Annotated in this window: 23 protein-coding genes and 6 tRNA genes; 17 read left to right on the top strand and 12 right to left on the bottom strand. The window is 53.2% G+C overall.

Annotated features, from left to right (window positions below; all coding sequences use genetic code 11):
• Positions 1–348: 348 nt before the first annotated feature.
• Positions 349–420: a membrane protein YpdK gene (gene ypdK / locus ACLGE8_RS09940; protein WP_100249902.1), complete on the top strand. Its 72-nt coding sequence runs from the start codon at positions 349–351 to the stop codon at positions 418–420.
• A 64-nt stretch (positions 421–484) separates the two neighbouring features.
• Here ypdK and alaC read toward each other — a convergent pair whose 3' ends face one another.
• Positions 485–1711 (bottom strand): alanine transaminase, encoded by a 1227-nt coding sequence (gene alaC / locus ACLGE8_RS09935; RefSeq protein ID WP_185669516.1) that lies wholly within the window; start codon positions 1709–1711, stop codon positions 485–487.
• A 393-nt stretch (positions 1712–2104) separates the two neighbouring features.
• On the opposite strand from alaC, the gene ACLGE8_RS09930 reads away from it, so the two are divergent.
• From ACLGE8_RS09930 to ACLGE8_RS09920, 3 genes are read left to right on the top strand one after another with little or no spacing between them, the layout of a single operon-like run.
• On the top strand, positions 2105–3802 hold the full coding sequence (locus tag ACLGE8_RS09930; protein ID WP_410998235.1) for a LytS/YhcK type 5TM receptor domain-containing protein: 1698 nt from the start codon (positions 2105–2107) through the stop codon (positions 3800–3802).
• A 12-nt stretch (positions 3803–3814) separates the two neighbouring features.
• A complete protein-coding gene (locus ACLGE8_RS09925) occupies positions 3815–4552 on the top strand; it encodes a LytR/AlgR family response regulator transcription factor (protein WP_410998233.1) in 738 nt (245 codons plus the stop codon).
• Positions 4553–4597: 45 nt separating this feature from the next.
• Positions 4598–5161 (top strand): nucleotidyltransferase family protein, encoded by a 564-nt coding sequence (locus ACLGE8_RS09920; RefSeq protein ID WP_410998385.1) that lies wholly within the window; start codon positions 4598–4600, stop codon positions 5159–5161.
• Positions 5162–5307: 146 nt separating this feature from the next.
• Here the strand turns inward: ACLGE8_RS09920 and ACLGE8_RS09915 are convergent, their stop codons facing one another.
• Positions 5308–5613, bottom strand: coding sequence for a hypothetical protein (locus ACLGE8_RS09915; protein ID WP_410998231.1), 306 nt, complete (start codon positions 5611–5613; stop codon positions 5308–5310).
• 214 nt (positions 5614–5827) lie between these two features.
• Here ACLGE8_RS09915 and ACLGE8_RS09910 point away from each other — a divergent pair, with 214 nt between their 5' ends.
• Positions 5828–6343 (top strand): helix-turn-helix domain-containing protein, encoded by a 516-nt coding sequence (locus tag ACLGE8_RS09910; RefSeq protein WP_410998229.1) that lies wholly within the window; start codon positions 5828–5830, stop codon positions 6341–6343.
• Between the two features lie 78 nt (positions 6344–6421).
• Here ACLGE8_RS09910 and ACLGE8_RS09905 read toward each other — a convergent pair whose 3' ends face one another.
• Both ACLGE8_RS09905 and ACLGE8_RS09900 read right to left on the bottom strand, forming a co-directional pair.
• The gene (locus tag ACLGE8_RS09905) at positions 6422–6949 is read right to left on the bottom strand and encodes a hypothetical protein (protein ID WP_410998227.1); all 528 of its coding nucleotides are present in this window, start codon (positions 6947–6949) and stop codon (positions 6422–6424) included.
• Complete coding sequence (locus tag ACLGE8_RS09900) at positions 6946–7290, bottom strand: DUF1294 domain-containing protein (RefSeq protein WP_410998225.1); 345 nt, start codon at positions 7288–7290, stop codon at positions 6946–6948. The genes ACLGE8_RS09905 and ACLGE8_RS09900 overlap by 4 nt, the downstream gene beginning before the upstream one ends.
• 267 nt (positions 7291–7557) lie before the next feature.
• On the opposite strand from ACLGE8_RS09900, the gene ACLGE8_RS09895 reads away from it, so the two are divergent.
• Together ACLGE8_RS09895 and ACLGE8_RS09890 are read left to right on the top strand one after the other, a co-directional pair.
• Positions 7558–8541: a DUF1852 domain-containing protein gene (locus ACLGE8_RS09895; RefSeq protein ID WP_410998223.1), complete on the top strand. Its 984-nt coding sequence runs from the start codon at positions 7558–7560 to the stop codon at positions 8539–8541.
• 26 nt (positions 8542–8567) lie between these two features.
• A complete protein-coding gene (locus ACLGE8_RS09890) occupies positions 8568–9614 on the top strand; it encodes a methionine synthase (RefSeq protein ID WP_410998222.1) in 1047 nt (348 codons plus the stop codon).
• Positions 9615–9665: 51 nt separating this feature from the next.
• Here the strand turns inward: ACLGE8_RS09890 and glk are convergent, their stop codons facing one another.
• Positions 9666–10631: a glucokinase gene (glk, locus tag ACLGE8_RS09885; protein ID WP_410998220.1), complete on the bottom strand. Its 966-nt coding sequence runs from the start codon at positions 10629–10631 to the stop codon at positions 9666–9668.
• Between the two features lie 246 nt (positions 10632–10877).
• On the opposite strand from glk, the gene ACLGE8_RS09880 reads away from it, so the two are divergent.
• Positions 10878–12116, top strand: coding sequence for an ion channel protein (locus ACLGE8_RS09880; protein WP_333494369.1), 1239 nt, complete (start codon positions 10878–10880; stop codon positions 12114–12116).
• Here the strand turns inward: ACLGE8_RS09880 and ACLGE8_RS09875 are convergent.
• On the bottom strand, positions 12113–13774 hold the full coding sequence (locus tag ACLGE8_RS09875) for an alpha-keto acid decarboxylase family protein (protein ID WP_410998384.1): 1662 nt from the start codon (positions 13772–13774) through the stop codon (positions 12113–12115). The genes ACLGE8_RS09880 and ACLGE8_RS09875 overlap by 4 nt on opposite strands.
• 170 nt (positions 13775–13944) lie before the next feature.
• Here ACLGE8_RS09875 and ACLGE8_RS09870 point away from each other — a divergent pair, with 170 nt between their 5' ends.
• Positions 13945–14943, top strand: coding sequence for an aldo/keto reductase (locus ACLGE8_RS09870; RefSeq protein ID WP_410998218.1), 999 nt, complete (start codon positions 13945–13947; stop codon positions 14941–14943).
• Positions 14944–15068: 125 nt separating this feature from the next.
• The gene (locus ACLGE8_RS09865) at positions 15069–15386 is read left to right on the top strand and encodes a DUF2502 domain-containing protein (RefSeq protein ID WP_333494367.1); all 318 of its coding nucleotides are present in this window, start codon (positions 15069–15071) and stop codon (positions 15384–15386) included.
• A 71-nt stretch (positions 15387–15457) separates the two neighbouring features.
• Here the strand turns inward: ACLGE8_RS09865 and ACLGE8_RS09860 are convergent, their stop codons facing one another.
• Positions 15458–16693, bottom strand: coding sequence for an Nramp family divalent metal transporter (locus ACLGE8_RS09860; RefSeq protein ID WP_410998216.1), 1236 nt, complete (start codon positions 16691–16693; stop codon positions 15458–15460).
• A gap of 335 nt (positions 16694–17028) precedes the next feature.
• On the opposite strand from ACLGE8_RS09860, the gene ACLGE8_RS09855 reads away from it, so the two are divergent.
• Entirely contained in the window at positions 17029–18231 is a 1203-nt protein-coding gene (locus ACLGE8_RS09855; RefSeq protein ID WP_333497896.1) for a NupC/NupG family nucleoside CNT transporter, read from the top strand.
• A 50-nt stretch (positions 18232–18281) separates the two neighbouring features.
• Here the strand turns inward: ACLGE8_RS09855 and ACLGE8_RS09850 are convergent, their stop codons facing one another.
• From ACLGE8_RS09850 to ACLGE8_RS09840, 3 genes are all read right to left on the bottom strand, one after another.
• Positions 18282–20474: an EAL domain-containing protein gene (locus ACLGE8_RS09850; protein ID WP_410998215.1), complete on the bottom strand. Its 2193-nt coding sequence runs from the start codon at positions 20472–20474 to the stop codon at positions 18282–18284.
• Positions 20475–20659: 185 nt separating this feature from the next.
• Positions 20660–20735 (bottom strand) — tRNA-Ala (locus tag ACLGE8_RS09845).
• 39 nt (positions 20736–20774) lie between these two features.
• Positions 20775–20850, bottom strand: a tRNA-Ala gene (locus tag ACLGE8_RS09840).
• Between the two features lie 216 nt (positions 20851–21066).
• Between ACLGE8_RS09840 and ACLGE8_RS09835 the strand changes: the two genes are divergently transcribed.
• Together ACLGE8_RS09835 and ACLGE8_RS09830 are read left to right on the top strand one after the other, a co-directional pair.
• Positions 21067–21423: a YfeC-like transcriptional regulator gene (locus ACLGE8_RS09835; RefSeq protein WP_410998214.1), complete on the top strand. Its 357-nt coding sequence runs from the start codon at positions 21067–21069 to the stop codon at positions 21421–21423.
• A 9-nt stretch (positions 21424–21432) separates the two neighbouring features.
• A complete protein-coding gene (locus ACLGE8_RS09830; protein ID WP_410998213.1) occupies positions 21433–21837 on the top strand; it encodes a YfeC-like transcriptional regulator in 405 nt (134 codons plus the stop codon).
• A 41-nt stretch (positions 21838–21878) separates the two neighbouring features.
• On the opposite strand, the gene gltX is transcribed toward ACLGE8_RS09830, so the two are convergent.
• Positions 21879–23294 carry a glutamate--tRNA ligase gene (gltX, locus tag ACLGE8_RS09825; RefSeq protein WP_185669497.1) on the bottom strand — a complete coding sequence of 472 codons (1416 nt, stop codon included), beginning with the start codon at positions 23292–23294 and terminating at the stop codon, positions 21879–21881.
• A 247-nt stretch (positions 23295–23541) separates the two neighbouring features.
• Between gltX and ACLGE8_RS09820 the strand changes: the two genes are divergently transcribed.
• The 4 genes from ACLGE8_RS09820 to ACLGE8_RS09805 all read left to right on the top strand — a co-directional run bounded on the left by ACLGE8_RS09820 (position 23542) and on the right by ACLGE8_RS09805 (position 23941).
• Positions 23542–23617, top strand: a tRNA-Val gene (locus ACLGE8_RS09820).
• 46 nt (positions 23618–23663) lie between these two features.
• A tRNA-Val gene (locus ACLGE8_RS09815) sits at positions 23664–23739 on the top strand.
• A gap of 46 nt (positions 23740–23785) precedes the next feature.
• Positions 23786–23861: transfer RNA gene (locus tag ACLGE8_RS09810), tRNA-Val, on the top strand.
• Between the two features lie 4 nt (positions 23862–23865).
• A tRNA-Lys gene (locus ACLGE8_RS09805) sits at positions 23866–23941 on the top strand.
• Positions 23942–23997: 56 nt separating this feature from the next.
• Here ACLGE8_RS09805 and ACLGE8_RS09800 read toward each other — a convergent pair.
• Positions 23998–24891 (bottom strand): LysR family transcriptional regulator, encoded by an 894-nt coding sequence (locus ACLGE8_RS09800; RefSeq protein ID WP_410998212.1) that lies wholly within the window; start codon positions 24889–24891, stop codon positions 23998–24000.
• Positions 24892–24919 lie beyond the last annotated feature (28 nt).

Raw genomic sequence — 24919 nt, 5'->3', positions numbered from 1 at the left:
AAGAACGACGATTTTCCGACATTCATCACAAAATTAGCCTTAAAATCAATGGGGTTTAAGCGAGCAAAAAGGGGGAAACGAAACGTCGCCAGAATGGAATTTATTACCGTATGAAATTAAAGTGTCGCCGAATCACGACACTCGTAAGTAACTAAAAATTAATAAAAAAATCCCTCTTGTTTCCCCACATCTTTAGGCGTACATTAGCGCCATCTGGAGCACAAATGCACAGAATTCTGAGGTGATGCCAGCCGCGAAAAGTAGGTCAGATTTTTCCGTCGGTTGATATCAACTCGCAGTACCACCCGGTCATAAGTGCGTAGAAAAAATTACGCGGAGAGATGAGTCGTGAAATATTTCTTTATGGGCATTTCCTTTATGGTCATCGTTTTTGCCGGCACATTCGCCCTGATGATCTAGCCAATAAAAAGCAAAAAAAACAGGAGCCGATTGGCTCCTGTTTGCTTTTGTAGGGATGAAGAAATCAACCCGCTGATTTACCCTCTGACGGCAGCAGGCCGTCGGCGCGGAACATCGCTTTGATGCCGCGAATAGCCTGACGAATACGGTCACGGTTTTCAATCAGCGCAAAGCGCACGTGGGTATCGCCATAGTCACCAAAACCGATGCCCGGCGACACACAAACCTTCGCGTCCTGCAGCATCTTCTTGGCGAACTCCAGCGAGCCCATATGGGCGTACTGCTCGGGAATTTTCGCCCACACGTACATCGACGCTTTCGGCATGTCGACCATCCAGCCCGCTTCATGCAGCCCTTTCACCAGCACGTCGCGGCGGCGCTTGTACTGCGCAGCGATATCGTGCACACACTGTTGATCCCCTTCCAGCGCGGCAATCGCTGCAACCTGTAGCGGAGTGAAGGTGCCGTAATCGTGGTAACTCTTAATACGCGCCAGGGCGTTGACCAGCGTTTTGTTGCCAACCATAAAGCCGATACGCCAGCCCGCCATGTTGTAGCTTTTCGACAACGTGAAGAATTCAACCGCCACGTCACGAGCACCGGGAACTTCCATAATTGACGGCGCTTTCCAGCCGTCGTAGACGATATCGGCGTAGGCCAGGTCATGTACCACCAGCACGTCGTAACGTTTAGCCAGCGCGACCACTTTCTCGAAGAATTCCAGCTCGACGCACTGCGCGGTCGGGTTAGACGGGAAACCTAAGATCATCATCTTCGGCTTCGGATAGCTTTCGCGAATCGCGCGTTCCAGCTCGTTAAAGAAATCGACACCTTCCACCAGCGGTACGGAACGTACCTGGGCTCCGGCGATCACCGCGCCGTAAATGTGGATCGGGTAGCTCGGGTTTGGCACCAGTACGGTATCGCCGTGATCGAGCGTGGCCAGCATCAGGTGCGCCAGGCCCTCTTTCGAACCAATGGTCACAATCGCTTCGCTTTCCGGGTCGATCTCAACGTTGTAGCGATCCTGATACCAGCGAGAGATCGCCCGGCGCAGGCGTGGAATACCCCGTGAAGTGGAATAGCCGTGAGTGTCCGGGCGCTGAGCCACGGTACAGAGCTTTTCGACGATGTGCGGCGGCGTCGCGCCGTCCGGGTTCCCCATGCTGAAATCGATAATATCTTCGCCGCGCCGACGCGCAGCCATTTTCAGTTCAGCGGTAATGTTGAAAACATAAGGGGGTAAGCGATCGATACGCGTAAAGCGGCGTTCAGGACTGGAGTCAGCCATAGGTTCCTCAGATTTACGTTAGCGCCCGAACCGTTCGAGCGACGCTGCCACCGATGTGGCATGACTAGAAAATAACCTGAAAAAATTGGCGCTGTCGAGGGGGGAGGTAAAAAAATATTTCCGTGGCGAAAAGGGGAAGGTTTACGAATGGGAATTAATCACTAGCGGTCAAAATCAGAGAAATTAAAACATATACATAACAATATATTATCTAGTTATTTTCATCAAAACTGTGCTGATAGGTCGAAAATTTATGATCTCACCTTAATGATTCATTTCTTCTATCAATCCCCTTTTAAAAATAGGGTTTATCCCTATTCATGCGTACCGCTGGTCATCCGCCGTCGGGTTTCTTATCATAAGACCTTTCCTGAAAACATTCGGCGCTCCCCCATGCACGAAATACTCGATATGCTGCTCGCGGTCTATGACCGGGCCGCATTAATGCTGATCTGTCTTTTTTTCCTGATTCGCATCCGTCTGTTCCGCGAACTACTGCATAAATCAGCGCACACTCCGAAAGAGCTGCTGGCGGTAACGGTTATCTTCTCGATGTTCGCCATCTTCAGCACCTGGTCCGGTGTGCCGGTAGAGGGATCGCTGGTCAACGTCAGGATTATTTCGGTGATGTCCGCGGGGATCCTCTTCGGTCCTTGGGTAGGTATCATTACCGGCATCATCGCCGGCGCGTACCGCTATTTAAGCGATATCGGCGGAGTGACCGCCATTCCTTGTTTTATTACCACCATCGCCGCAGGCATTATTTCGGGCATCATTCACCGCAAAATCCCAAAAGAACGGCATTGGCGCGTAGGGATCCTCGGCGGAATGTTATGCGAAACAGGCACGATGATTCTGGTTATCCTTTTTGCACCAACCACGGCGCTTGGGGTCGATATTGTGTCGAAAATCGGCGTCCCGATGATTGCCGGCAGCGTCTGTATCGGCTTTATCGTCCTGCTGGTGCAGAGCGTTGAGGGGGAAAAAGAGGCCAGCGCCGCACGCCAGGCCAAGCTGGCGCTGGATATCGCCAACAAAACGCTGCCGCTGTTTCGCCAGATAAACAGCGACACGCTGCGTCAAATTTGCGACATCATCCGTCAGGATATTCACGCCGATGCGGTAGCGATCACCAATACCGACCGGGTGCTGGCCTACGTCGGCGTGGGGGAAGATAACTACCACAATAACGACGACGCCATCAGCCCCACCACCAGACAGGCGATCAACAACAACGAAATCATCATTAAAAACAATGATGAAGCCTATCGTACGCCGGAAATTCACTCGATGCTGGTGATCCCACTTTCCGAGAAAGGGGTCGTCACTGGTACGCTAAAAATTTACTACTGCCACGCGCACCAGATCACCTCTTCACTGCAGGAGATGGCAATAGGGTTATCGCAAATTATATCTACCCAACTGGAAGTTTCTCGCGCTGAACAGCTGCGGGAAATGGCAAATAAGGCAGAGCTGCGCGCGCTGCAAAGTAAGATCAATCCCCATTTTCTGTTTAACGCCCTGAATGCGATTTCTTCATCGATCCGCATGAACCCGGACACCGCCCGGCAGCTGATTTTCAATCTCTCGCGCTACCTGCGCTATAACATTGAATTAAAAGATGATGAGCAGATTGATATTCGTAAAGAGCTGTACCAGATTAAAGACTATATTGCCATCGAACAGGCGCGTTTCGGCGATAAGCTCACGGTCATTTATGATATTGATGATGAGGTGAACTGCCTTATCCCGAGCCTGCTGATCCAGCCATTGGTGGAAAACGCCATCGTGCACGGTATTCAGCGCAGCAAGGGGAAAGGCGTGGTCACCATCAGCGTGACGGAGTCCGGCAACCGCGTGCGCATTGGCGTGCGCGATACCGGGCCGGGTATCGACCCGCTGGTGATTGCGCGGGTTGAAGCCAACGAAATGCCGGGGAATAAGATAGGCCTGCTCAACGTGCACCACCGCGTCAAACTGCTGTACGGTGAAGGGTTGCATATTCGCCGTCTGGAGCCGGGCACGGAAATGTCGTTCTATATTCCTAACCAGCGTACGCCCGTACCGGCCGCCGCCACGTTATTGCCCTAACCCGGAGTTTACATGAAAGTCATCATTGTCGAAGATGAATTCCTGGCGCAGCAGGAGCTTACCTGGCTGATTCAGCAGCATAGCCAGATGGAGATTGTCGGGACGTTTGACGACGGGCTCGACGTGCTGAAATTTTTGCAGCACAACAAAGTGGATGCCATTTTCCTCGACATCAATATTCCGTCGCTGGACGGCGTGCTGCTGGCGCAGAACATCAGCCAGTTTGCCCATAAGCCGTTTATCGTCTTTATCACCGCGTGGAAAGAGCACGCAGTTGAGGCCTTTGAGCTGGAAGCGTTCGACTATATTCTGAAGCCGTATCAGGAATCACGCATCGTCACCATGCTGCAAAAGCTGGAAGCCAGCTGGCAACAGCAGCAGTCCGGCAGCGTCAATGTGGCCAGCAGCGCGCCGCGTGAAAACGACACCATTAACTTGATTAAAGACGAACGCATCATCGTGACCCCGGTAAACGACATCTACTACGCCGAAGCGCATGAGAAGATGACGTTTGTCTACACCAAGCGCGAGTCGTACGTGATGCCGATAAACATCACCGAATTTTGCGCCAGGCTACCGGCCAGCCAGTTTTTCCGCTGCCACCGCTCCTATTGCGTCAACCTGAATAAAATTCGCGAGATAGAGCCGTGGTTTAATAACACCTACATTCTGCGCCTGCGTGACCTGGAATTTCAGGTGCCGGTAAGCCGCAGCAAGGTGAAAGAGTTTCGCCAGATTATGCATCTCTAGCTCGGGGACGTGTGACGTTAAAGGGATATTCTGTAGATGAAAGCGATGCCCTACCAGGAGACCTTACAGAGACTTTTACTTGCCGACCCTGGCAGAATGCAGGCGCTTCATACGGTGCAAACCCTGGGGCTCAGGGACGGCTGGATCGGCGCCGGATTTGTGCGGGAAGCAGTATGGGATCACCTTCATGGGTTTAGCCCACGCCCCGTAGCAGGTGACGTGGATGTGGTGTTCTTCGATGAAAATCAGTGCAGCCCGGATGAGGATCGACGCCTGGAAGAAAAGCTTCGGCAACTGACCTCAGCATTTGACTGGTCAGTGAAGAATCAGGCCAGAATGCATCACCATAACGGCAACTCACCCTATTACTCAACGGAGCATGCGCTGAGCTTCTGGCCCGAAACCGCGACGGCGGTGGCCGTCAGAATCGCACCTTCAGGTCTTATTGAGAGTATTGCCCCTTATGGGCTTCGCGACCTGTTTGAACTCCGCCTCAGGCCGACGCCCCCGTTTGAGCGGGATAAGCTCGCCGTTTTCAGAGAGCGGGTTGTGATAAAAAGATGGCTGGAACGCTATCCTCAGCTACAGCTTGTAACGGCAACACAGTAACGCTTTCACCCAGGTCACTCACACGCCTTTAAGCCCCTTGCAAACTCGCCTGAATCCTTTTCCGGCTGACGTAAATAATGGCATCAACGCCGAGCAGTTTACCCTTAGCGATATAAAGCGAGACGTCGACGCAAACGAGAATGGCGCTACCAGATAAAAAATAATGAATAAAGTCCGATAAACATGATGATATTGAGGATGACCTGAACCAGAAACACCAGAAAAGCCAGGCTCCCGAATACCGTTATTTTTCTACGCAGAATAAACGTCACGCCGGACAGTACGGCACAAAACAGAACAATTTTTAAAAGGTAAGACAACGGAACCAGCGCGGCATGGGTGGTATGAATGCCCGCAAGGCCAATCAGCCCCAAAACCAGCCCGCCACAAAATCCCCATCCCCAAAACGTCATTGGCAAACTCAGTTGCCCGGTGACCAACTTTTTCAACACAGCGCTTTCCCTTTTCTATTCTCTCTGTACGTTAATGCTTTTATCATCCGTTATCCTGGACGGTATAGCGAATTTTACCTGTGCTTTGTGGGTTTAAAAAACTACCCTAAATAAGGTGTCGGGCAGCTGTCAGGTTGGTGTCGCCTGCCTGTCGTGCCGCTGCGAGAAAAGATGTGCAAGACTGTTCCTATCCCATATCTACGAGGCAACAGCAATGAGTACGAGTGAAAAAATTAAAGCCTACCGACTCAAAAATGCATGGTCACAGGAACAGCTGGCGCAACTGGCCTCTCTGTCGGTAAGAACGGTACAGCGCATTGAAAGTGGGCACACGCCGGGGCTGGAAACCATCAGCGCGTTGGCCTCGGTATTTAACGTGACGGTATCAGAACTGTCGGAAGGGACGGAAGCAGCAAGCGAGGCGCTGGATACCCGGATCCACGATGCCAGACATCGCGTGCAGGAGGAGGCGCACTTCTACCGCGCTCTGACCATTGCCGTTCTGGTCTGCGCCGGGCTGATGGCGGTAAACTACTTTTACTCGCCAGGCAGCTATTGGTCGCTGATAGTTACCCTTATCTGGGGTTCGCTTATCGCCCTTCGCGGACTGAGAACCTTTGTCCTCCGGGAACGAATTGCCCAATGGCAGCACAACCGGATGCAGCGACTGTTACGCGAAAACAATGCCACATCGACGCCGGAAAAACCGCACACCGATAGCGAGCATTAATTCATTATGTCATGAACGGTAAGCCGGATAAGGCATTTACGCCATCATCCGGCAGTTAGCGCGCACTCTCCCGGAGCGTTACACCAATCGATAGGGAAAGAGATGAACAACATTAGCCGCAAGCGGGAAGAGCCCCAGGCTTTCAGTTCGTTTTCGGGTATATTCCAGCGGCAGCCCGGCGATAGGTTCACGCCCTCCCCAGATAAGCAGCCCCTTATTGGCGTAGTCGGGCATGACTTCCAGCGTTTTGCCATTGTTCAGCTCAATCAGCAGTTTATTCTCTTTCACCGGCTGCAGGGCGCCATCAGCTTTGGCAATAAACAGCACAATACCGCCGCCCGAAGTGGAATTATTTTCATGATGCGGGGAGATAATCACGCCATTTGATGCCACCGGCATGATGTTCAGCGTCGAAAACGCGGTGTCAGCCGAGGAGGCAGAGGGCATCCGCCCGCCCCAGATATGAATACCGTCTGGAATTTCCGCCGGTAACGGCTGCTGGCTTTCTGCCAGTTCAAGCATCTTGCCGTTATCAAACTCAGCCACAACGCTGCCGCCTTGCTGCAACGCTAAGCCGCCCTTCTGGTCAATAAGATAAAGGTTCATACCCCTCCCTTATTCAGCAGTAGATACAACGCGATCATCGCCACGATGTTCACTATCACACTGATAATAAAATAGGTTTTAAACGGCTGTTTTTGCGTTTTATGGCGAAAAACCTGCTGTCCCATCAGCGCACCGGGCCAACCGCCCACCACGCCAAACGCCAGCAGTGTGGCCTCCGGCACTCTACGCCAACCCTGACGAGCCGCCAGTTTATCGGCGCCGTAAATCACCAGCGTCAGAACGTTAGCCAGCAGGAACCACGCTACAACCGGATAGGGTGTAAAAACGCTGGCAAGAGCCGCCAACACCAACAGCAAATAACAAAAGCGATTGAGATTCATCGTCGTCAGTACAAAGTTGTTGAGCGAATCGAAAGCGCATTATACGCAAAATGAATGTTTTTCACCTTCCCGGTGACCACCACCATGAACTTCTCTCATGTTGCAATGAAATTAAGTCGCTTTCCCTCTTCCACCGCCTCTGGCATAAATTATCAACATTAACTTATCGGCAACATTAAGACTGCTGAATGAGCAGACCAGGGCACAAACTCTGGATACCAGGACGTGATTTTAATTTTCATTTCAGCACTCGGGATGCAAGACGCGATGAACAAAGAATTTACCTTTACGATTAAAAGCAGCCGTTTCGACGAGAACTATAACCCGGCGGAAAATACGCGTATTACCACCAACTTCGCGAACCTGGCCCGTGGGGAAAATCGTCAGGAGAACCTGCGCAATACGCTGAAGATGATTGATAACCGTTTCAATACCTTAGCGCATTGGGATAATCCGAAAGGCGATCGCTATGCCGTTGAGCTGGAGATTATCTCTGTCGAAATGAATATCGATGCAGAAGGGAAAACGAACGCCTTCCCGGCCATCGAAATTTTGAAAACACATATTGTTGATAAGCAAACCAACGAGCGTATCGAAGGGATAGTCGGCAATAACTTCTCGTCCTACGTGCGGGATTATGACTTCAGCGTACTGCTGTTAGAACATAATAAAAACCGTACGGAATTTAACATCCCGGATACCTTCGGCGACCTGCACGGCAATATCTTTAAGCTCTTCGCTAACTCTGCAGAGTACAAAGCAAACTTTAAAAAATCGCCGGTTATCTGCCTGAGCGTGTCCAGCAAAGACGTCTACCGCCGTACCGGCAATGAACATCCGGTACTGGGCATTGAATATCAGCCGAGCAGCGCGTCGCTGACTGAGCAGTACTTCGGCAAGATGGGCCTGAAGGTGCGCTATTTCATGCCGAAAAACAGCGTCGCACCACTGGCCTTCTTCTTCTCCGGTGACCTGCTGGCGGATTACACCAGCCTGGAGCTAATCAGCACCATCAGCACCATGGAGACGTTCCAGAAGATTTATCGCCCGGAAATTTACAATGCCAACTCAGCGGCGGGCCTGTGCTATCAGCCAGACCTGAACCAGCAGGATCACTCATTAACCAAAATTGTTTACGACCGCGAAGAGCGTAGCCGGTTAGCGATTGAGCAGGGCAAATTTACCGAAGAGCACTTTATTAAGCCTTACCAGAACATTCTTGAGCAATGGTCCGCAAGCTACGCTCTTTGATTAACGAAAATACCAGGTTATCGAATATGAAAACATTGCTCCCTACTTCCACCGCCGGCAGCCTGCCGAAACCTTCCTGGCTGGCGCAACCCGAGACGCTATGGTCTCCGTGGAAACTGCAGAACGACGAGTTAATTGAAGGGAAACAGGATGCGCTGCGTCTCTCCCTACAGGAACAGCTGCTGGCCGGTATCGATATCGTCAGCGACGGCGAGCAGACCCGTCAGCACTTTGTCACTACCTTTATTGAGCACCTAAGCGGCGTTGATTTTGAAAAACGCGAGATCGTAAAAATTCGTAATCGCTACGATGCGAGCGTGCCGACGGTGGTTGGTGAAGTGGCGCGTCAGAAACCGGTCTTTGTTGAAGACGCACGCTACCTGCGTCAGCTCACCAAACAGCCGATCAAATGGGCGCTGCCAGGTCCGATGACCATGATTGATACGCTGTACGACAACCACTATAAAAGCCGCGAAAAACTGGCGTGGGAATTTGCCAAAATCCTTAACCAGGAAGCCCGTGAATTAGAAGCCGCTGGCGTGGATATCATTCAGTTCGATGAACCTGCATTTAATGTCTTCTTTGATGAAGTCAACGACTGGGGCATCGCCGCCTTAGAGCGCGCCATTCAGGGGCTGAAGTGTGAAACCGCGGTACACATCTGCTACGGCTACGGCATTAAAGCCAACACCGACTGGAAAAAAACGCTGGGCTCAGAGTGGCGCCAGTACGAAGAAGCGTTCCCGAAACTGCAGTCGTCCAATATCGATATTATCTCGCTGGAGTGCCATAACTCCCGCGTACCGATGGATCTGCTGGAGTTGATTCGCGGTAAAAAGGTGATGGTTGGCGCGATTGATGTGGCAAACCACGCGATTGAAACGCCTGAAGAAGTGGCCAATACGCTGCGCAAAGCCCTGCAGTTTGTGGATGCAGAGAACCTCTACCCGTCCACCAACTGCGGCATGGCGCCGTTGCCTCGTCAGGTAGCACGCGGCAAGCTCAAGGCGTTGAACGCGGGGGCCGAGATCATCCGTAAAGAGATTCTGGGCCGAACACCGCCTCTGGCATAAAAATAAAAAAACCGCGATGAACGCGGTTTTTTGTTTTATAGGGGCGGGAGATTACAGAATCTGCCCCAACGTTTGACGAAGATGCGCGCCGGAACCAAGCAGGCCTGGATTGTCATGAACAATCAGGTAGACCGGGATTGGGTGAACGTAATCTTTGAAGCGGCCTTTATCTTCAAACCCACCACGGAAGCCGGAGGCTTTGAAGAACTCGAGGAAGCGCGGCACGATGCCGCCGGCGATATAGACGCCGCCAAAGGTGCCGAGGGTTAACGCCAGGTCGCCGCCAAAACGGCCCATGATGACGCAGAACAGCGACAGCGCACGACGGCAGTCGGTGCAGGTATCCGCCAGCGCACGTTCGGTAATATCCTTTGGCTTGTAGTTTTCCGGCACGCGCTTGTCGGATTTGACGATCGCCCGGTAAAGATTCACCAGGCCCGGACCGGAGAGCACGCGCTCGGCGGAAACGTGACCAATCTCTTCGCGCAGCACTTCAAGGATAATCCCCTCTTCTTCGCTGTTTGGCGCGAAGTCCACATGGCCGCCTTCGCCCGGCAGGCTCACCCAACGCTTATCGACGTGCACCAGGTGCGCCACGCCAAGCCCGGTGCCCGCACCGTAAACGGCGATTGGCTTGCCTTCAACCGGCTCGGTGCCGCCGAACTGGATCAGATGCTCTTTTTTCAGCATCGGAATCGCCATGGAGACCGCGGTGAAGTCGTTGATGATTTCCAGATGCGAGAAACCGAGGTTTTTCTTCATTTCGGCAATGGAGAACTGCCAGGTGTGGTTGGTCATTGCCACCCAGTCACCGGTAATCGGGCAGGCAATCGCGATACAGCCGTCTTCGACCGACACGTTATGCTCGTCGAGATAGACGCGGACAACGGCTTCCAGGCTTGGATAGTCCAGGCCGGAATAGGTTTTCGCCTGCGAAATTTCACCGCTGGCTAAATCGCACAATGCCAGACGCGCATTGGTGCCCCCAACATCACCCACTAAAGCAAACTTTGTCATTCCGTTACGGCTCCGCTAAAGTCAGAATAAATCTTTGCCACACTGTAAATTCAAGGCGCTTTCACGACAATGACGTTTGTGTGAGCACCCCAGGATTATCGATCCCGGTCACATTTTTTGCGTCATTTTTATCAGATGCAAAGGCCGGATGCGCTATCGCGCCGTATCGTTTCAGCACCATTTGCGCTGAACGTAAACGCCGGAAAATGCAAAGTAACCTCAGCATTCAGCCAAAAGGATAAAAACATGCTCCACCCGCGAGCCAGAACGATGTTGTTGCTCTCTATTCCCGCGGTGCTGATCGGTATCGCCTCGAGCCTGCTTCTCATTGTGGTGATGAAAATTGCCGCCGTGCTGCAGCACCTGCTGTGGCGTAATTTGCCCGCCACATTCGGCGTGGCCTTTGACTCCCCTTTTTGGATAATCCTGATGCTGACCCTGACCGGCATCGCCGTCGGTCTGGTCATTCGCTATAGCCCAGGTCATGCCGGGCCGGACCCGGCCAGCGAACCGTTAATCGGCGCGGCGGTTCCTCCTTCACATCTGCCGGGGCTGGTAATTGCGTTAATTATCGGGCTGGCGGGCGGCGTGAGTCTCGGCCCTGAGCACCCGATTATGTCGGTGAACATTGCACTGGCGGTTGCGCTGGGCGCGCGCTTCTTCCCGCGCGTAAGCTCGCTGGACTGGACCATTCTCGCCGCAGCGGGCACCATCGGCGCACTGTTTGGTACCCCGGTTGCCGCCGCGCTGATTTTCACCCAGACGCTAACCAGCAATAACGAATCACCGCTGTGGGACCGCCTTTTTGCGCCGCTGCTGGCCGCCGCCGCCGGGGCATTAACCACCGGCGTATTCTTTCATCCGCAGTTTTCACTGCCGATTGAGCATTATCAGACGCTGCGCATCGTCGATATTTTCAGCGGGGCGATTGTCGCCGTCTTCGCTATCGCCATCGGTATGGTCGCCGTCTGGTGCCTGCCGCATCTGCACGCGCTGATGCACCGTTTAAAACATCCGGTATTGATCCTCGGCGTCGGCGGTTTTGTGCTGGGGATTATCGGCACCGTTGGCGGGCCTATCACCCTGTTTAAAGGGCTGGATGAGATGCAGCGGTTGACGGCCGGTCAGAGTTTCGGTGCAGGCGACTATATGCTGTTTGCACTCAGCAAGCTGGCGGCGCTGGTCGTAGCGGCCGCCTGCGGGTTCCGCGGCGGGCGCATCTTCCCGGCGGTCTTTGTGGCGGTGGCCCTGGGCCTGATGCTGCATGCGCACGTGGATGCGGTTCCGGCGGCGATCACTGTCTCCTGTGCCATTCTGGGGCTGGTTTTAGTGGTCACTCGCGATGCCTGGCTGAGCCTGTTTATGGCCGCCGTGGTGGTGCCTGATACCACCCTGCTGCCACTGCTATGCATCGTGATGCTCCCCGCCTGGCTCCTGCTGGCGGGGAAACCGACGATGATGGTGCCGCGCAAACGTAAGGATTAATGGCTGCTGTTGCGCGCTTCCAGCGCCTGGGTAACCGCTTTTAACAGCGGCGGAATATCCATTTTCGGTAGCATGACCTCAAGCAGGGTGAGCCTGTCCCGGCGGGCAGCGCGGGCGAGCGCATCGTTAAGCTGCGATACGTTGCTCACTTTCCAGCACTCGGCCTGGCAGTCCAGGTTGAGTGCCTGCGGCAGTTGGGTCCAGTTCCACAGGCTGATATCGTTATAGCGCTCTTCCGGGCCGTGAATCGCCCGCTCAACCGTATAGCCTTCATTATTCAGCAACAGAATCAACGGTTTCTGCCCATCGCGCAGCATTGAACTCAGCTCCTGAATCGTCAGTTGCGCGGCTCCGTCTCCCACCACCAGCACCACGCGCCGCTCCGGCTGTGAGGTCTGCGCGCCAAACGCGGCCGGCAGCGTGTAGCCAATCGATCCCCACAGCGGCTGCACGATCAGGCTGGCCCCCTGCGGGAGCGTCAGGTCGGCAAGCCCGAACGCCGCCGTCCCCTGGTCACCCAGTATAATGTCGTGCGGCATCAGGTAGTTATCCAGCGTTTGCCAGAAGTGGCGCTGGGTCAGTTGCCCGCTATCCGCCGTAGTCGTTTTCAGCGCCCGGGCAGGCTGAATTTGCCACTGCGCGGAAAAGTCACGGCTCAGCGCGATAAGCGCATTCACCGACTCCTGCATGCCTATCCCGCTAAACCAGCGTTTCCCGACCCGCGCGGCAAAAGGCTGAATCTCGATAGATTTTTCTGCCGGAATCTGGTGGGTAAAGCCCGCCGTGATCGTGTCGGTAAAACAGGTGCCGACGCAAAAAATAACCTCCGCATCTTCTATCGCAGCACGCGTTTCCGGCTGGCTGGCACCACCGCTGTAAGTGCCCACAAACCCAGCATGGGCCTCATTAAATAGTCCTTTGCCCATCAACATGGTTGCGTGAGGGATCGGTACCGCATCCATCCATTTGTTTAGCGTCGACTGCAGACCAAAGCGCAGAGCAAGCACATCGGCCAGCAGCGAGACGCGGCGGCGGTCATTCAACAAAGCGCGGGCGTGTGAGACAAAATCGGCCAGTTCAGTCGAGTCAATCGGTCTACTTTTTGCTGTGAGAGCGTTTACAGGAGGGGAGGTTGGCAGCGCAGCAATATCCGCAGGCAGCAGCAGATAGCCAGGGCGACTGTAGTGCAGAATATCGCGCAGCACGCGGTCGATTTCATCGCGGGCGTTAGCGGCATCCAGCACGCCCTGCGCGACCGAGACAGGCGCGCTCATCTGGCGAAAGCGATCGAAATTGCCGTCACCCAGGGTATGGTGTAAACACTCACGTCGCTGCTGAGCACCGGTACAGGGCGCACCGACAATATGCAGCACCGGAACGTGTTCAGCAAAGCTCCCCGCTACCCCATTCAGCGCACTCAGTTCACCGACGCCAAAGGTGGTGAGCAGCGCACCGCAGCCCTGCATTCGTGCGTAACCATCGGCGGCATAGGCGGCGTTGAGTTCGTTCGCACAGCCGACCCAGCGAATCTGTCGGTGCGCGATAACGTGGTCGAGGAACTGGAGGTTGTAGTCTCCGGGGACGCCAAACAGGTGGTCAACGCCACAGTCGGCGAGGCGGTCAAGCAGATAATCTGCCACGGTATAGGACGTTGTCATCATGCACCTCCTCCAGTCAGTATTCTTTGAGTATTGAGGAAGTGTTAAGGCTGTCCAGATTTCGTCAAAAAGCCCCCTGGAAAGCAATTTTTACAGATTTCAGGAGTGTACGAGTCGGTGGACATTCGCTAGTGTAAGCGTATACACAACCGGATAATCTGGAGAACACAATGCTTTATAAGGCAAGCCCGACGCGTTACGAGACCATGGCGTTTCAACGCTGCGGCAATAGCAGCCTCAAGCTGCCGGCCATTTCGTTAGGGCTGTGGCACAACTTTGGCGATGAAACGCGGGTGGAAAACAGCCGCCAGCTACTGCACCACGCATTTGATCTGGGGATTACCCATTTCGATTTAGCCAACAACTACGGGCCACCTCCGGGCTCCGCAGAGAGCAACTTTGGCCGCATCCTACGAGAAGATTTCCTGCCCTACCGCGATGAGCTGATTATCTCCAGCAAAGCCGGTTATACCATGTGGGACGGGCCATATGGCGATTGGGGTTCACGCAAATACCTGATTTCAAGCCTCGATCAGAGCCTGAAGCGGATGGGGCTTGAGTACGTCGATATCTTCTATCACCATCGCCCGGACCCGGAAACGCCGCTGATAGAAACCATGCGCGCGCTGGACCATATCGTGCGCCAGGGCAAGGCACTGTACATCGGGCTTTCCAACTACCCGGCCGAACTGGCAAGTCAGGCCGTTGCGATGCTGAACGATCTTGGTACGCCGTGTCTTATTCACCAGCCGAAGTATTCAATGCTTGAGCGAAGCCCTGAAGATGGTCTGCTTCAGGTGCTGCAGCAGGAAGGCGTTGGCTGTATCGCCTTCTCGCCGTTAGCGGGCGGGCAACTGACCGACCGCTACCTGCACGGTATTCCGGCTGACTCCCGCGCCGCAAGCGGCAGCATCTTCCTGAAGCCAGAGCAGTTGACCGACGGCAAGCTGGAAGCCGTGCGCCAGCTCAATACTATCGCGGAGCAGCGCGGTCAGAAGCTATCGCAAATGGCGCTGGCATGGGTATTACGCCAACAGGCAGTGACGTCGGTGCTGATTGGCGCCAGCAAAACCGCGCAGCTTGATGATGCGGTGGGTATGCTGAGCAACCGGCATTTTAGCGCTGAGGAAAGCGAAACCATCGATAGCATTCTGCGCAGTATAAAATAACGGCAGTTTTAGCAAAAAATGCTCTCTCCTGGCGATTTAAGAGTTACCCCAATAATCGCGGTATTTACCGAATTGTAATATTGCGTTAACAGGCCTTACAGGCCACGATCGTATAGGAGAGAAGTATGTTCAGGTCACTGATTCTGGCGGCAGTGTTGATGGCATCGGCCCCGATGTTCGCGAATGCTGGTGAAATCACCCTGCTGCCGTCCGTAAAATTACAAATTGGCGATCGCGATAATTACGGTAACTACTGGGACGGCGGCCGCTGGCGTGACCGTGATTACTGGCATCGTAACTGGTATCACCGCGATAACGGCTGGCACCGTGGTTGGGATAACCGCAAAGCCTATGAGCGCGGCTATCGCGAAGGCTGGAGCGACCGCGACGATCATCGTGGCCGCGGGCGTGGCCACGGACATGGACACGGGCATCATCACTGATATTTTGCCGGATGGCGGCTTCGCCTTATCCGGCCTACAGGTTTCGTGTAGGCCGGATAAGCGCAGCGCCATCAGGCAAGCAACGTTCCCAGCAGCAACCACCCGTTCAGCGCCACCACAATCACCACAATCACCCAGCCAATTCGTTTAATCCACTGCGTGTTGACCAGTTCGCCCATCAGCTGGCGATTGCTGGTGAAAATCAGCAGCGGCACCAGCGCCAGCGCGATGCCAAAGCTTAACAGCACCTGGCTCATGACCAGAATGCGCGTTGGGTCGAGCCCCATCAGAATCACAATAAATGACGGCAACATCGTCACCGCACGACGGAACCACAGCGGAATGTGGAAGCGAATAAAGCCCTGCATCACCACCTGACCGGCCAGCGTCCCCACCACCGTGGAGGAGAGCCCCGCTGCCACCAGACTCAGGCCGAAGATGGTTGCTGCCGCGTGGCTCAGCAACGGTTCGAGGGTGAGATACGCTTCATCAAGGTCGGCAATACCGGTGTGACCGTGGAAGTGGAACGCCGCCGCCGCTGTCGCCATCATCGCCAGGTTCACAAAACCAGCAATGGTCATGGCGATCGCCACATCCCAGCGCGTGGCGTGATAGCGCTCTTTGGCGCTGCCGCCATGCAAATGCTGGGTCAGCGATGAGTGCAGATAAATAACGTGCGGCATGATGGTCGCACCCAGCACGCCCGCCGCGAGGAACACCGCTTCGGAGTTAGGCAGCGAGGGAATAATCATCCCTTTCGCCAGCGGTGCCATCTGCGGCTGGGAGAAAACCAGCTCAACGATATAGGCCGCCGCCACAAATAGCAGCAGGCCACCAATCACTTTTTCCAGCGGCTTTTGCCCACGGCGCTGCAGCATCAGAATAAGGTAGGTGGCAACCCCCGTCAGCACCGCCCCTTGTAGCAGCGAAACGCCGAGGATCAGCTTAAAGCCGATTGCCGCCCCGATAAATTCAGCCAGGTCGGTTGCCATGGCGATAATTTCTGCCTGCACCCAGTAAAACCACACCACCGGACGCGGATAATGGTCGCGAATCTGCTCCGCCAGGTTTTTCCCCGTAGCGATACCGAGTTTCGCAGACAGCACCTGAATCAGCATCGCCATCAGGTTCGCCCAGACGACAACCCACAGCAGCTGGTAGCCGAAGCTCGCCCCCGCCTGAATGTTGGTGGCAAAGTTGCCGGGATCGATATAGCCGATGGCGGCAATAAATGCGGGCCCCATCAGCGCTAGCCGCATACGGCGCGCTGCACGACCGGTGTTACTCTCAACGCGACTGTTTGTCATGGTCTGCCTCAAAAACATAGCCTTTGCTATGTTTCAGGCTAACAGAATGAGAATGATTATCAAGTTCATTTGTAAAAGATGATAATGATTGCTCTGATAGCCGGAATCAATCGCCAGACTGGAGGTTGCGGGGGTTTGGTGTACGCTTAAGATGAGAGTAGTACAACAAGGGAACTTTTCATACATTTACTTAACATCACAAAAATGTATCTTTGATCACTAATTTTGAGTTTGCTCACAGGAACTAAATATAGTGGGATGGAGATCTCGTTTTATTTAATGATGTTACATAGAATGTGCAAGAAAATTTAACCCGTCTCATGTTTGGAGCAAATATGGACCGCGTCTTGCATTTTGTTCTCGCGCTCGTGGTGGTAGGGATCCTGGCCTTGCTGGTCAGCACCAACCGCAAAGAGATTCGCATTCGTTATGTTATTCAATTACTTGTCATTGAAGTTTTACTGGCATGGTTCTTCCTGAACTCTGACATTGGTCTGGGCTTCGTACGTGGCTTCGCCGAAATGTTCGAAAAACTGCTTGGTTTTGCGAACAACGGGACCGACTTCGTCTTTGGCAGCATGAACGATAAAGGCCTGGCCTTCTTCTTCCTGAAAGTCCTCTGCCCTATCGTCTTTATCTCTGCGCTGATCGGTATTCTGCAGCATATCCGTATTCTGCCGATTGTCATTCGTGCGATTGGTACCGTGCTGTCTAAAATCAACGGCATGGGTAAGCTCGAGTCTTTCAACGCCGTCAGCTCCCTGATTCTGGGACAGTCTGAAAACTTCATCGCCTATAAAGATATCCTCGGCAAAATGTCACGTAACCGCATGTACACCATGTCGGCCACGGCGATGTCTACCGTTTCGATGTCTATCGTTGGCGCCTACATGACCATGCTGGAGCCGAAGTTCGTTGTTGCGGCGCTGGTACTGAACATGTTCAGCACCTTTATCGTTCTGTCGCTGATCAACCCGTACCGCGTGGATGCTAGCGAAGAGAACATTCAGATGTCTAACCTGCACGAAGGACAGAGCTTCTTCGAAATGCTGGGTGAATACATTCTGGCAGGTTTCAAAGTTGCGATTATCGTTGCTGCGATGCTGATCGGCTTTATCGCCCTGATCGCCGCGCTGAACGCCCTGTTCGCGACTGTTACCGGCTGGTTCGGCTACAGCATCTCCTTCCAGGGCATTCTGGGTTACATCTTCTATCCAGTTGCATGGATTATGGGTGTACCGGCAAGCGAATCCCTGCAGGTCGGTAGCATCATGGCGACCAAACTGGTTTCTAACGAATTCGTTGCCATGATGGATCTGCAGAAAGTCGCCGCTGAACTTTCTCCGCGCGCGGTCGGTATCATCTCCGTATTCCTGGTTTCCTTCGCTAACTTCTCTTCTATCGGTATCATCGCTGGCGCGATTAAAGGCCTGAACGAAGAGCAAGGTAACGTAGTTTCCCGCTTCGGTCTGAAGCTGGTTTACGGTTCTACGCTGGTGAGCGTTCTGTCTGCTTCAATCGCGGCACTGGTTCTGTAATTCACCCGCATTAAAAAAGGGCCTGTAACGTTGTTACAGGCCCTTTTTGTTTATGACTCGGTCTGGTAGCCAATATCGCAAAGCGGTCTTGGCTTATCGATGAGATACCCCTGCATATAGTGCACGCCCAGCTCCACCAGCAGCGCCTGCTGCGCCTCGGTCTCAACGTATTCTGCCACCACCTCCAGGTCCTGCATCTCCGCCAGTTCGCAGATAGAACGAATAATCATCGCATCCATTGGGTTGGTGAGCACGTCACGCACGAACGCGCCGTCAATCTTGATGATGTCGGCCTCAAGACGCTTCAGGCGCTCATAGTTAGCGTAGCCGGTACCGAAGTCATCAATGGCAATCTGACAGCCAAACTCCCGCAGTCGATTGAGGTTCTGGATGCTGATATCCGAGTTCGAAAACGCCTGCTCTTCGGTAATTTCAATAATGATGCGCTGAACGTTAACCCGGTAGCGTAGGAACAGCGCAATGATTTCGGCGGAGCTCTCCTTATGCATCAATGTGTAGGGCATCAGGTTGACGGAAAAACGCTGCCCCGGAAACGCCGGCAGCGAGCGGAACAGGTTTTCCATCACCTGCATATCAAAGCGTTTGCTCATGTTGAACTGCGTCAAAATAGGGATAAATTTATCCGGCATTACCATACCGTTAGCATCCACCAATCGGCTGAGGATTTCATAGTAACCTTCGCCCGATGGCTTCCTGATAGGCTGCGCATAGAGGACAAAGTTTCCCCACTCCAGCGCGCTTTTAATCCGGTTGAGGAGCACAACGCGGTCGCCAGTTTCGTCATAGGCCTCCACCTGACCGTTATCCAGCTGCAGAATCTGGCTCTCCTCACCCGCCTGCTCTGCCAGCCAGCTGAGCTGCCCGAGCGTATGGTAGAGATTGTCGTCCTGCGTACGAACCCTCCCCCACGAGATGCCATATTCCAGCGTCAGTAGCGTGTTGTTCCAGCGAATATCCTGGCGCTGCAGGAAATCCACCAGATGATTAAGCCGCCCTTCGGTGTCCGGGCCGTTTAGCACCAGCAGCAGCTCATTGCCCGGCAACTGGAAGAGCTTCTCTTTGTTGTCGAGCTTAGGCTGCAGCACCTGGGTGATGCTGCGCTTGCACTGAATACGCATCATCATGCCGTAGTGACGGCTGAGGAAGTCCAGATTTTTTATGTGCAGGCAACAGAGGCTGGTCACGTCCCGCGTCTTCATATAATCCTCCAGCGCACGCAGGTTAGGCAGCCCGGTCAACGGATCAATCATGGCCTGCTCGTGCCACTTCTGCTTCAGATGCTTGCTGCGGTGGTAGATTTGCAGCATGTACTGCAGACAGACGCTAAACGAGATCAGCGCCGACAGGATAAATGAGAGCGAGTACTGGGTTTGGATACCGTGCAGGAAGTTTTTGTTGTACATCACCAGCATAAAGGCTGACAGCGTCCAACTCATGACGATCAACGGATACGACAGCTGGCTGATACCGAAGGCAAAAAAGATAAAGATGATAGGGACGAGATAACCGGCAAAATAGCGCTCACCGAACGGTGCACAGAGGAAAAACAGCATGCAAATCAACGCGAGGAACCAGGAGATAACGAAGCATTTCCCCTTTAGCCCCGTATAGCCCGCAATGTTTTTACGCCAGAATACTCTTGCATAGCGACTATTCAGACACATACGTAATGGATAATAGAATAGTTTAGTAAATATTAAGGATGCACATACTAACCCCTGAATATCCACAATCGCATAAATAACGGAAGTTATATTAAAATAACTAAACATTGCGGCAGGCACAACGGTCAACTCACCCGCTAAATACATCATAACCTTAGCAAGAATTGGCGTTGCAAAACCAAACCAGAAAATACGTAAGCCAATATGATGAATAGCTAATCCATGACGCCAACGCCGCCCCAGGATGGAATGTAAAATAAGGCTTGAAATGCAGACAGCAGTTAACTGACAGAACAACAATATTAATGAATCAAAAGGCGAAAGGTGCAACTGCCAGTAGTTGGTGGCGATAAAGCCGAGCGCCAAAGGCAGCACAGCATGGCGGCCAAACAACATCATCAGGGCAATCATTACGCTAAGCGGTAACCATGCCAGATATACAGAGTGACCATCATAAAATGCGGTCGGAGAGATATATCGAGAAACAGGAATCATCACCAGGCTAATAACCAATGCCAGGACGAATTTCCTAATAGGGGTACTCCGTTGCACAGTCATGCGTATCTGCCGATATCCTTTATCGTACGTAGAGTGACTGTTCAAATATTATTGGTAGTTATTATTCGAAGCAAACTGAGTTGAGTAAATCCTGATCTACGCATGCCTTTTATAATATAAATGCTGTTTTTTTGTTCACGTCTACAAAACAAAAAACCCCCGCCATAGGCGAGGGTTTCGAATTTTGGTGGAGCTAAGCGGGATCGAACCGCTGACCTCTTGCATGCCATGCAAGCGCTCTCCCAGCTGAGCTATAGCCCCACATTTTCTTTACGTTCCAAACCTGATGGGAGCAGGATTTGGTGGAGCTAAGCGGGATCGAACCGCTGACCTCTTGCATGCCATGCAAGCGCTCTCCCAGCTGAGCTATAGCCCCAACGTAAAGCTGTCGTGTTGACGGGCCGCATAATATGAATTCCCTAACACAGTGTCAACGGCAAAATAGGCGAAATAGTTCTAATCGCTGAAAAAGCAGGCAAACGCGCCATATTGCTCGCCTCCTCGCAGGTTGGAGTTAAACCTGTCACGTTTTCTCATAAAACGATGCTATAACATGGACCTGTAATTCCCACACTGCGACTCAGGAAATTGTATGCTCAAGGAACGAATGACGCCGGAGGAGATTGCTCATCTGACGGGATACAGCCGACAAACCATCAACAAATGGGTGCGTAAAGAGGGCTGGAAAACGTCGCCTCGTCCCGGTGTTCAGGGAGGAAAAGCCCGCCTGGTACACGTTAACGACGAAGTTATGGAATTCATCCATAGCGCCCAGCGCGCCTCTGAATCTTCGGCTCCCTATTCGGTAAACGGCAGCGACAATCCTTTCCACACGCTGCTGCTGACGCTGGTTGATGAAATGACCGAGGCCGAGCAGAAACAGCTCACGTCACTGCTGCTACGAGAAGGCATTAGCGGTTTATTGCAACGTTTAGGAATTCGCGGTTAAACACTGTCTATGAAAAAACTTCCCGCAAAAATGTCCACGGAAGAGATGGCCGACATGCTGGGGATGACCCGGCAGACAATCAACCGTTGGATTCGTGAAAAAGGCTGGCAGACCGAACCGATGCCCGGTATTAAAGGCGGTCGCGCACGGCTTATCTTTATTACCGATGAGGTGATGGATTTTCTGGTGAATACGCCGGCTTTCCGTCAGTTGCCCAACGAAAACCAAATTGATGAACCCGCAGGCAGCTACACGGCCCATGCTTCAGATGCGGTCTGGCGGCAAATTAGCGACGTATTGCAAAACAACATGACGCCACTAGAGCAAGAACGCTTACACCGACTGTTGGCGCGTGAAGGAATTTGTGGTTTTCTGTCGCGACTCGGGCTGGACGACCAGAACGAGAAGGTATAAAAAAAGCGGGTTTCCCCGCTTTTTTCACATCTGAATGCCGATTACTGCTGGCTTTCACGCTCAGCGATAAACGCCAGCGCCTTGTTGATACGCTCAATGCTACGGGATTTACCGATCGCATGAACGGTCACGTCCAGACCTGGTGACTGCCCTGCTCCGGTCACCGCAACGCGCAGCGGCATACCGACTTTGCCCATGCCCACTTCCAGCTCATCGGCGGTCGCCTGAATCGCGTGGTGGACGTTTTCAGCGGTCCAGTCAGTAATGGCAGAGATTTTGTCACGTACGACTTCCAGCGGCTGACGCGCAACCGGACGCAGGTGTTTCTTCGCCGCGTCCGCATCGAACTCTGCGAAGTCTTCGTAGAAGTAACGGCAGCTCTGCGCCATCTCTTTCAGGGTTTTGCAGCGCTCGCCCAGCAGTTTCACCAGCTCGCTCAATTGCGGGCCCACGCGAGTATCAATATTTTCCTGCTCAATATGCCACTGCAGGTGCGTCGCCACGTATTCTGGCGCCATCGTATTGATATAGTGGTGGTTCAGCCACTGCAGCTTGTCGGTGTTGAACGCACTGGCGGACTTGCTGACCGCACCCAGAGAGAAGAACTCGATCATCTCTTCACGAGTGAAGATCTCCTGGTCGCCGTGGGACCAGCCCAGACGCACCAGATAGTTCAACAGCGCTTCTGGCAGATAGCCGTCATCGCGATACTGCATCACGCTAACTGCACCGTGACGTTTGGACAGCTTTTTGCCGTCGTCGCCGTTGATCATCGATACGTGTGCGTAAACCGGCACCGGCGCATTCAGCGCTTTCAGGATGTTGATCTGACGCGGGGTGTTGTTGATATGGTCTTCACCACGGACCACGTGGGTAATTTCCATATCCCAGTCATCAACAACCACACAGAAGTTATAGGTTGGGGAACCGTCGGTACGGCGAATGATCAGGTCGTCCAGTTCCTGGTTGCTGAATTCGATCGGCCCACGGATCTGGTCGTCAAAGATAACAGAACCTTCCTGCGGGTTAGCAAAACGCACTACGCATGGTTCATCGTCGGCATGATGTTCGTGACCGTGACGGCAGCGACCGTCGTAACGCGGCTTCTCACCGTTGGCCATCTGCTCTTCGCGCAGCGCTTCCAGACGTTCTTTGGAGCAGTAGCATTTATACGCTGTGCCGGCTTCCAGCATTTCATCAATCACTGCGTTGTAGCGATCGAAACGTTTGGTCTGATAGTACGGGCCTTCATCCCACTCCAGATTCAGCCAGTTCATACCATCCATGATGGCTTCAATGGCTTCCGGCGTTGAGCGCTCGAGATCGGTGTCTTCAATACGCAGCACAAACTCACCTTTATGGTGACGTGCGAAAAGCCAGGAATAAAGAGCAGTACGAGCACCGCCGACGTGCAGATAGCCAGTCGGGCTAGGCGCGAAGCGAGTTTTGATTTTCATGAAATGGCCTTACGTTTATAAACATGCCGACAACCGGCAAATCCTGGAAATAGAAGTGGGCAATATTCTATCACTCCCACTCGGTTGTTCCCACCGCAAGCGTGTGGTTTGCATTTTTTGCATAGAATTCATACACCATAGCGTGTTTTGCGATCACATCGTCTAATTTTACGACGAACAGATAAATTATTTATAAAAGGCGTTGACTCATTTTCAACTCTCCCTATAATGCGACTCCACACAGCGGGGGTGATTAGCTCAGCTGGGAGAGCACCTCCCTTACAAGGAGGGGGTCGGCGGTTCGATCCCGTCATCACCCACCAACTACTTTATGTAGTCTCCGCCGTGTAGAGTAAGAAATTGAGAAGTGGGTGATTAGCTCAGCTGGGAGAGCACCTCCCTTACAAGGAGGGGGTCGGCGGTTCGATCCCGTCATCACCCACCACTTTCTCGCCAGCTGGATTTCTTACTAAAAATTGAAGTACCGAAGTGGGTGATTAGCTCAGCTGGGAGAGCACCTCCCTTACAAGGAGGGGGTCGGCGGTTCGATCCCGTCATCACCCACCACTTCGGGTCGTTAGCTCAGTTGGTAGAGCAGTTGACTTTTAATCAATTGGTCGCAGGTTCGAATCCTGCACGACCCACCAATGTAAAAAAGCGCCCTAAAGGCGCTTTTTTGCTATCTGCAATATCTCAAAAATCCTTAACGCTCCCGCATAAATGTTTCAATCAGCTTATTCAGCGCAGGCATCGCCTGATGGCGTTCGTACACAAGGTACAGATCTGCCGGAATCCTTTCCTCCAGCGGGCGAAACACCACGCCGGGCCAGTTCATCTGCGCATAGCTGTCGGCCATTAACGTAATGCCAATACCCATACTGATCATCGCCAGAACCGTTTGCGGCTCAACGACCTCACGAACAATCATCGGCATGAAGCCCGCCTTCTGGCACACGACCTGCAAGAAGGACCAATCTGAATGAACAGAAGGTAATGCCACAAAATACTCATTGCGTAATGCATCAAGCGGAACGCGCTCATGGACGGCCAGCGGGTGTCCCACCGGCATCGCCACCAGGAAAGATGCTTCGTAGAGACGCAGGTTGGTAAAACGCTCCGGGATGTCGGTTGCCATTCTCCAGATCCCGGCATCCAGCTCTCGCCTCTCCAGCAGCGCCATCTGCTGGCCCGGCGACTTTTCGCGAAACATCACCTCAACGTTCGGGTTCTCTTTGAGGAAGCGGTGCATCATTGGCCGCATCCTCCCCCACATTGCCGTTCCCACGACCCCGAGCTCAATGCGTCCGGCTTCGCCGCGGCCAATTTTCTCCACTCTGGCCAACGCTTGATCGGTGTCGTCGATTAAACGTCGAGACTCTTCCATCAACACCTTTCCCGCATGCGTCAAAGCGACGCTTCGGGAGTGTCGAACGAACAGCAGCGTTCCCAGCTGCTGTTCCAGCTCCTTGATATGGATACTCAGCGGCGGTTGCGACATGTTTAAACGCGCGGCGGCGCGGCCAAAATGCAGCTCTTCCGCGACGGCCATAAAATAGCGTAATAATTTAAGATCGATACGGTGTTTACGTTCCTTCACTATTACGCTCCATGGTCAGAATGCAAAG

Source organism: Kluyvera sp. 142486, assembly GCF_046569695.1.
Classification (GTDB): Bacteria; Pseudomonadota; Gammaproteobacteria; order Enterobacterales; family Enterobacteriaceae; genus Kluyvera.
The sequence above is the reverse complement of the archived record's forward strand: the minus strand, read 5'-3'. Positions and strand labels throughout refer to the sequence as shown.

What these genes read in the sequence shown, in the direction of transcription:
- ACLGE8_RS09890 (WP_410998222.1), top strand. Translation starts at nt 8,568, where the DNA reads ATGAAAACATTGCTCCCTACTTCCACCGCCGGCAGCCTGCCGAAACCT.
- gltX (WP_185669497.1), bottom strand. Translation starts at nt 23,294, where the DNA reads ATGAAAATCAAAACTCGCTTCGCGCCTAGCCCGACTGGCTATCTGCAC.
- ACLGE8_RS09900 (WP_410998225.1), bottom strand. Translation starts at nt 7,290, where the DNA reads ATGAATCTCAATCGCTTTTGTTATTTGCTGTTGGTGTTGGCGGCTCTT.
- ACLGE8_RS09830 (WP_410998213.1), top strand. Translation starts at nt 21,433, where the DNA reads ATGAAAAAACTTCCCGCAAAAATGTCCACGGAAGAGATGGCCGACATG.
- ACLGE8_RS09930 (WP_410998235.1), top strand. Translation starts at nt 2,105, where the DNA reads ATGCACGAAATACTCGATATGCTGCTCGCGGTCTATGACCGGGCCGCA.
- ACLGE8_RS09875 (WP_410998384.1), bottom strand. Translation starts at nt 13,774, where the DNA reads ATGACAACGTCCTATACCGTGGCAGATTATCTGCTTGACCGCCTCGCC.
- ACLGE8_RS09855 (WP_333497896.1), top strand. Translation starts at nt 17,029, where the DNA reads ATGGACCGCGTCTTGCATTTTGTTCTCGCGCTCGTGGTGGTAGGGATC.
- glk (WP_410998220.1), bottom strand. Translation starts at nt 10,631, where the DNA reads ATGACAAAGTTTGCTTTAGTGGGTGATGTTGGGGGCACCAATGCGCGT.
- alaC (WP_185669516.1), bottom strand. Translation starts at nt 1,711, where the DNA reads ATGGCTGACTCCAGTCCTGAACGCCGCTTTACGCGTATCGATCGCTTA.
- ACLGE8_RS09880 (WP_333494369.1), top strand. Translation starts at nt 10,878, where the DNA reads ATGCTCCACCCGCGAGCCAGAACGATGTTGTTGCTCTCTATTCCCGCG.
- ACLGE8_RS09865 (WP_333494367.1), top strand. Translation starts at nt 15,069, where the DNA reads ATGTTCAGGTCACTGATTCTGGCGGCAGTGTTGATGGCATCGGCCCCG.
- ACLGE8_RS09925 (WP_410998233.1), top strand. Translation starts at nt 3,815, where the DNA reads ATGAAAGTCATCATTGTCGAAGATGAATTCCTGGCGCAGCAGGAGCTT.
- ACLGE8_RS09870 (WP_410998218.1), top strand. Translation starts at nt 13,945, where the DNA reads ATGCTTTATAAGGCAAGCCCGACGCGTTACGAGACCATGGCGTTTCAA.
- ACLGE8_RS09895 (WP_410998223.1), top strand. Translation starts at nt 7,558, where the DNA reads ATGAACAAAGAATTTACCTTTACGATTAAAAGCAGCCGTTTCGACGAG.
- ACLGE8_RS09905 (WP_410998227.1), bottom strand. Translation starts at nt 6,949, where the DNA reads ATGAACCTTTATCTTATTGACCAGAAGGGCGGCTTAGCGTTGCAGCAA.
- ACLGE8_RS09850 (WP_410998215.1), bottom strand. Translation starts at nt 20,474, where the DNA reads ATGACTGTGCAACGGAGTACCCCTATTAGGAAATTCGTCCTGGCATTG.
- ACLGE8_RS09860 (WP_410998216.1), bottom strand. Translation starts at nt 16,693, where the DNA reads ATGACAAACAGTCGCGTTGAGAGTAACACCGGTCGTGCAGCGCGCCGT.
- ACLGE8_RS09920 (WP_410998385.1), top strand. Translation starts at nt 4,598, where the DNA reads ATGCCCTACCAGGAGACCTTACAGAGACTTTTACTTGCCGACCCTGGC.
- ACLGE8_RS09910 (WP_410998229.1), top strand. Translation starts at nt 5,828, where the DNA reads ATGAGTACGAGTGAAAAAATTAAAGCCTACCGACTCAAAAATGCATGG.
- ACLGE8_RS09835 (WP_410998214.1), top strand. Translation starts at nt 21,067, where the DNA reads ATGCTCAAGGAACGAATGACGCCGGAGGAGATTGCTCATCTGACGGGA.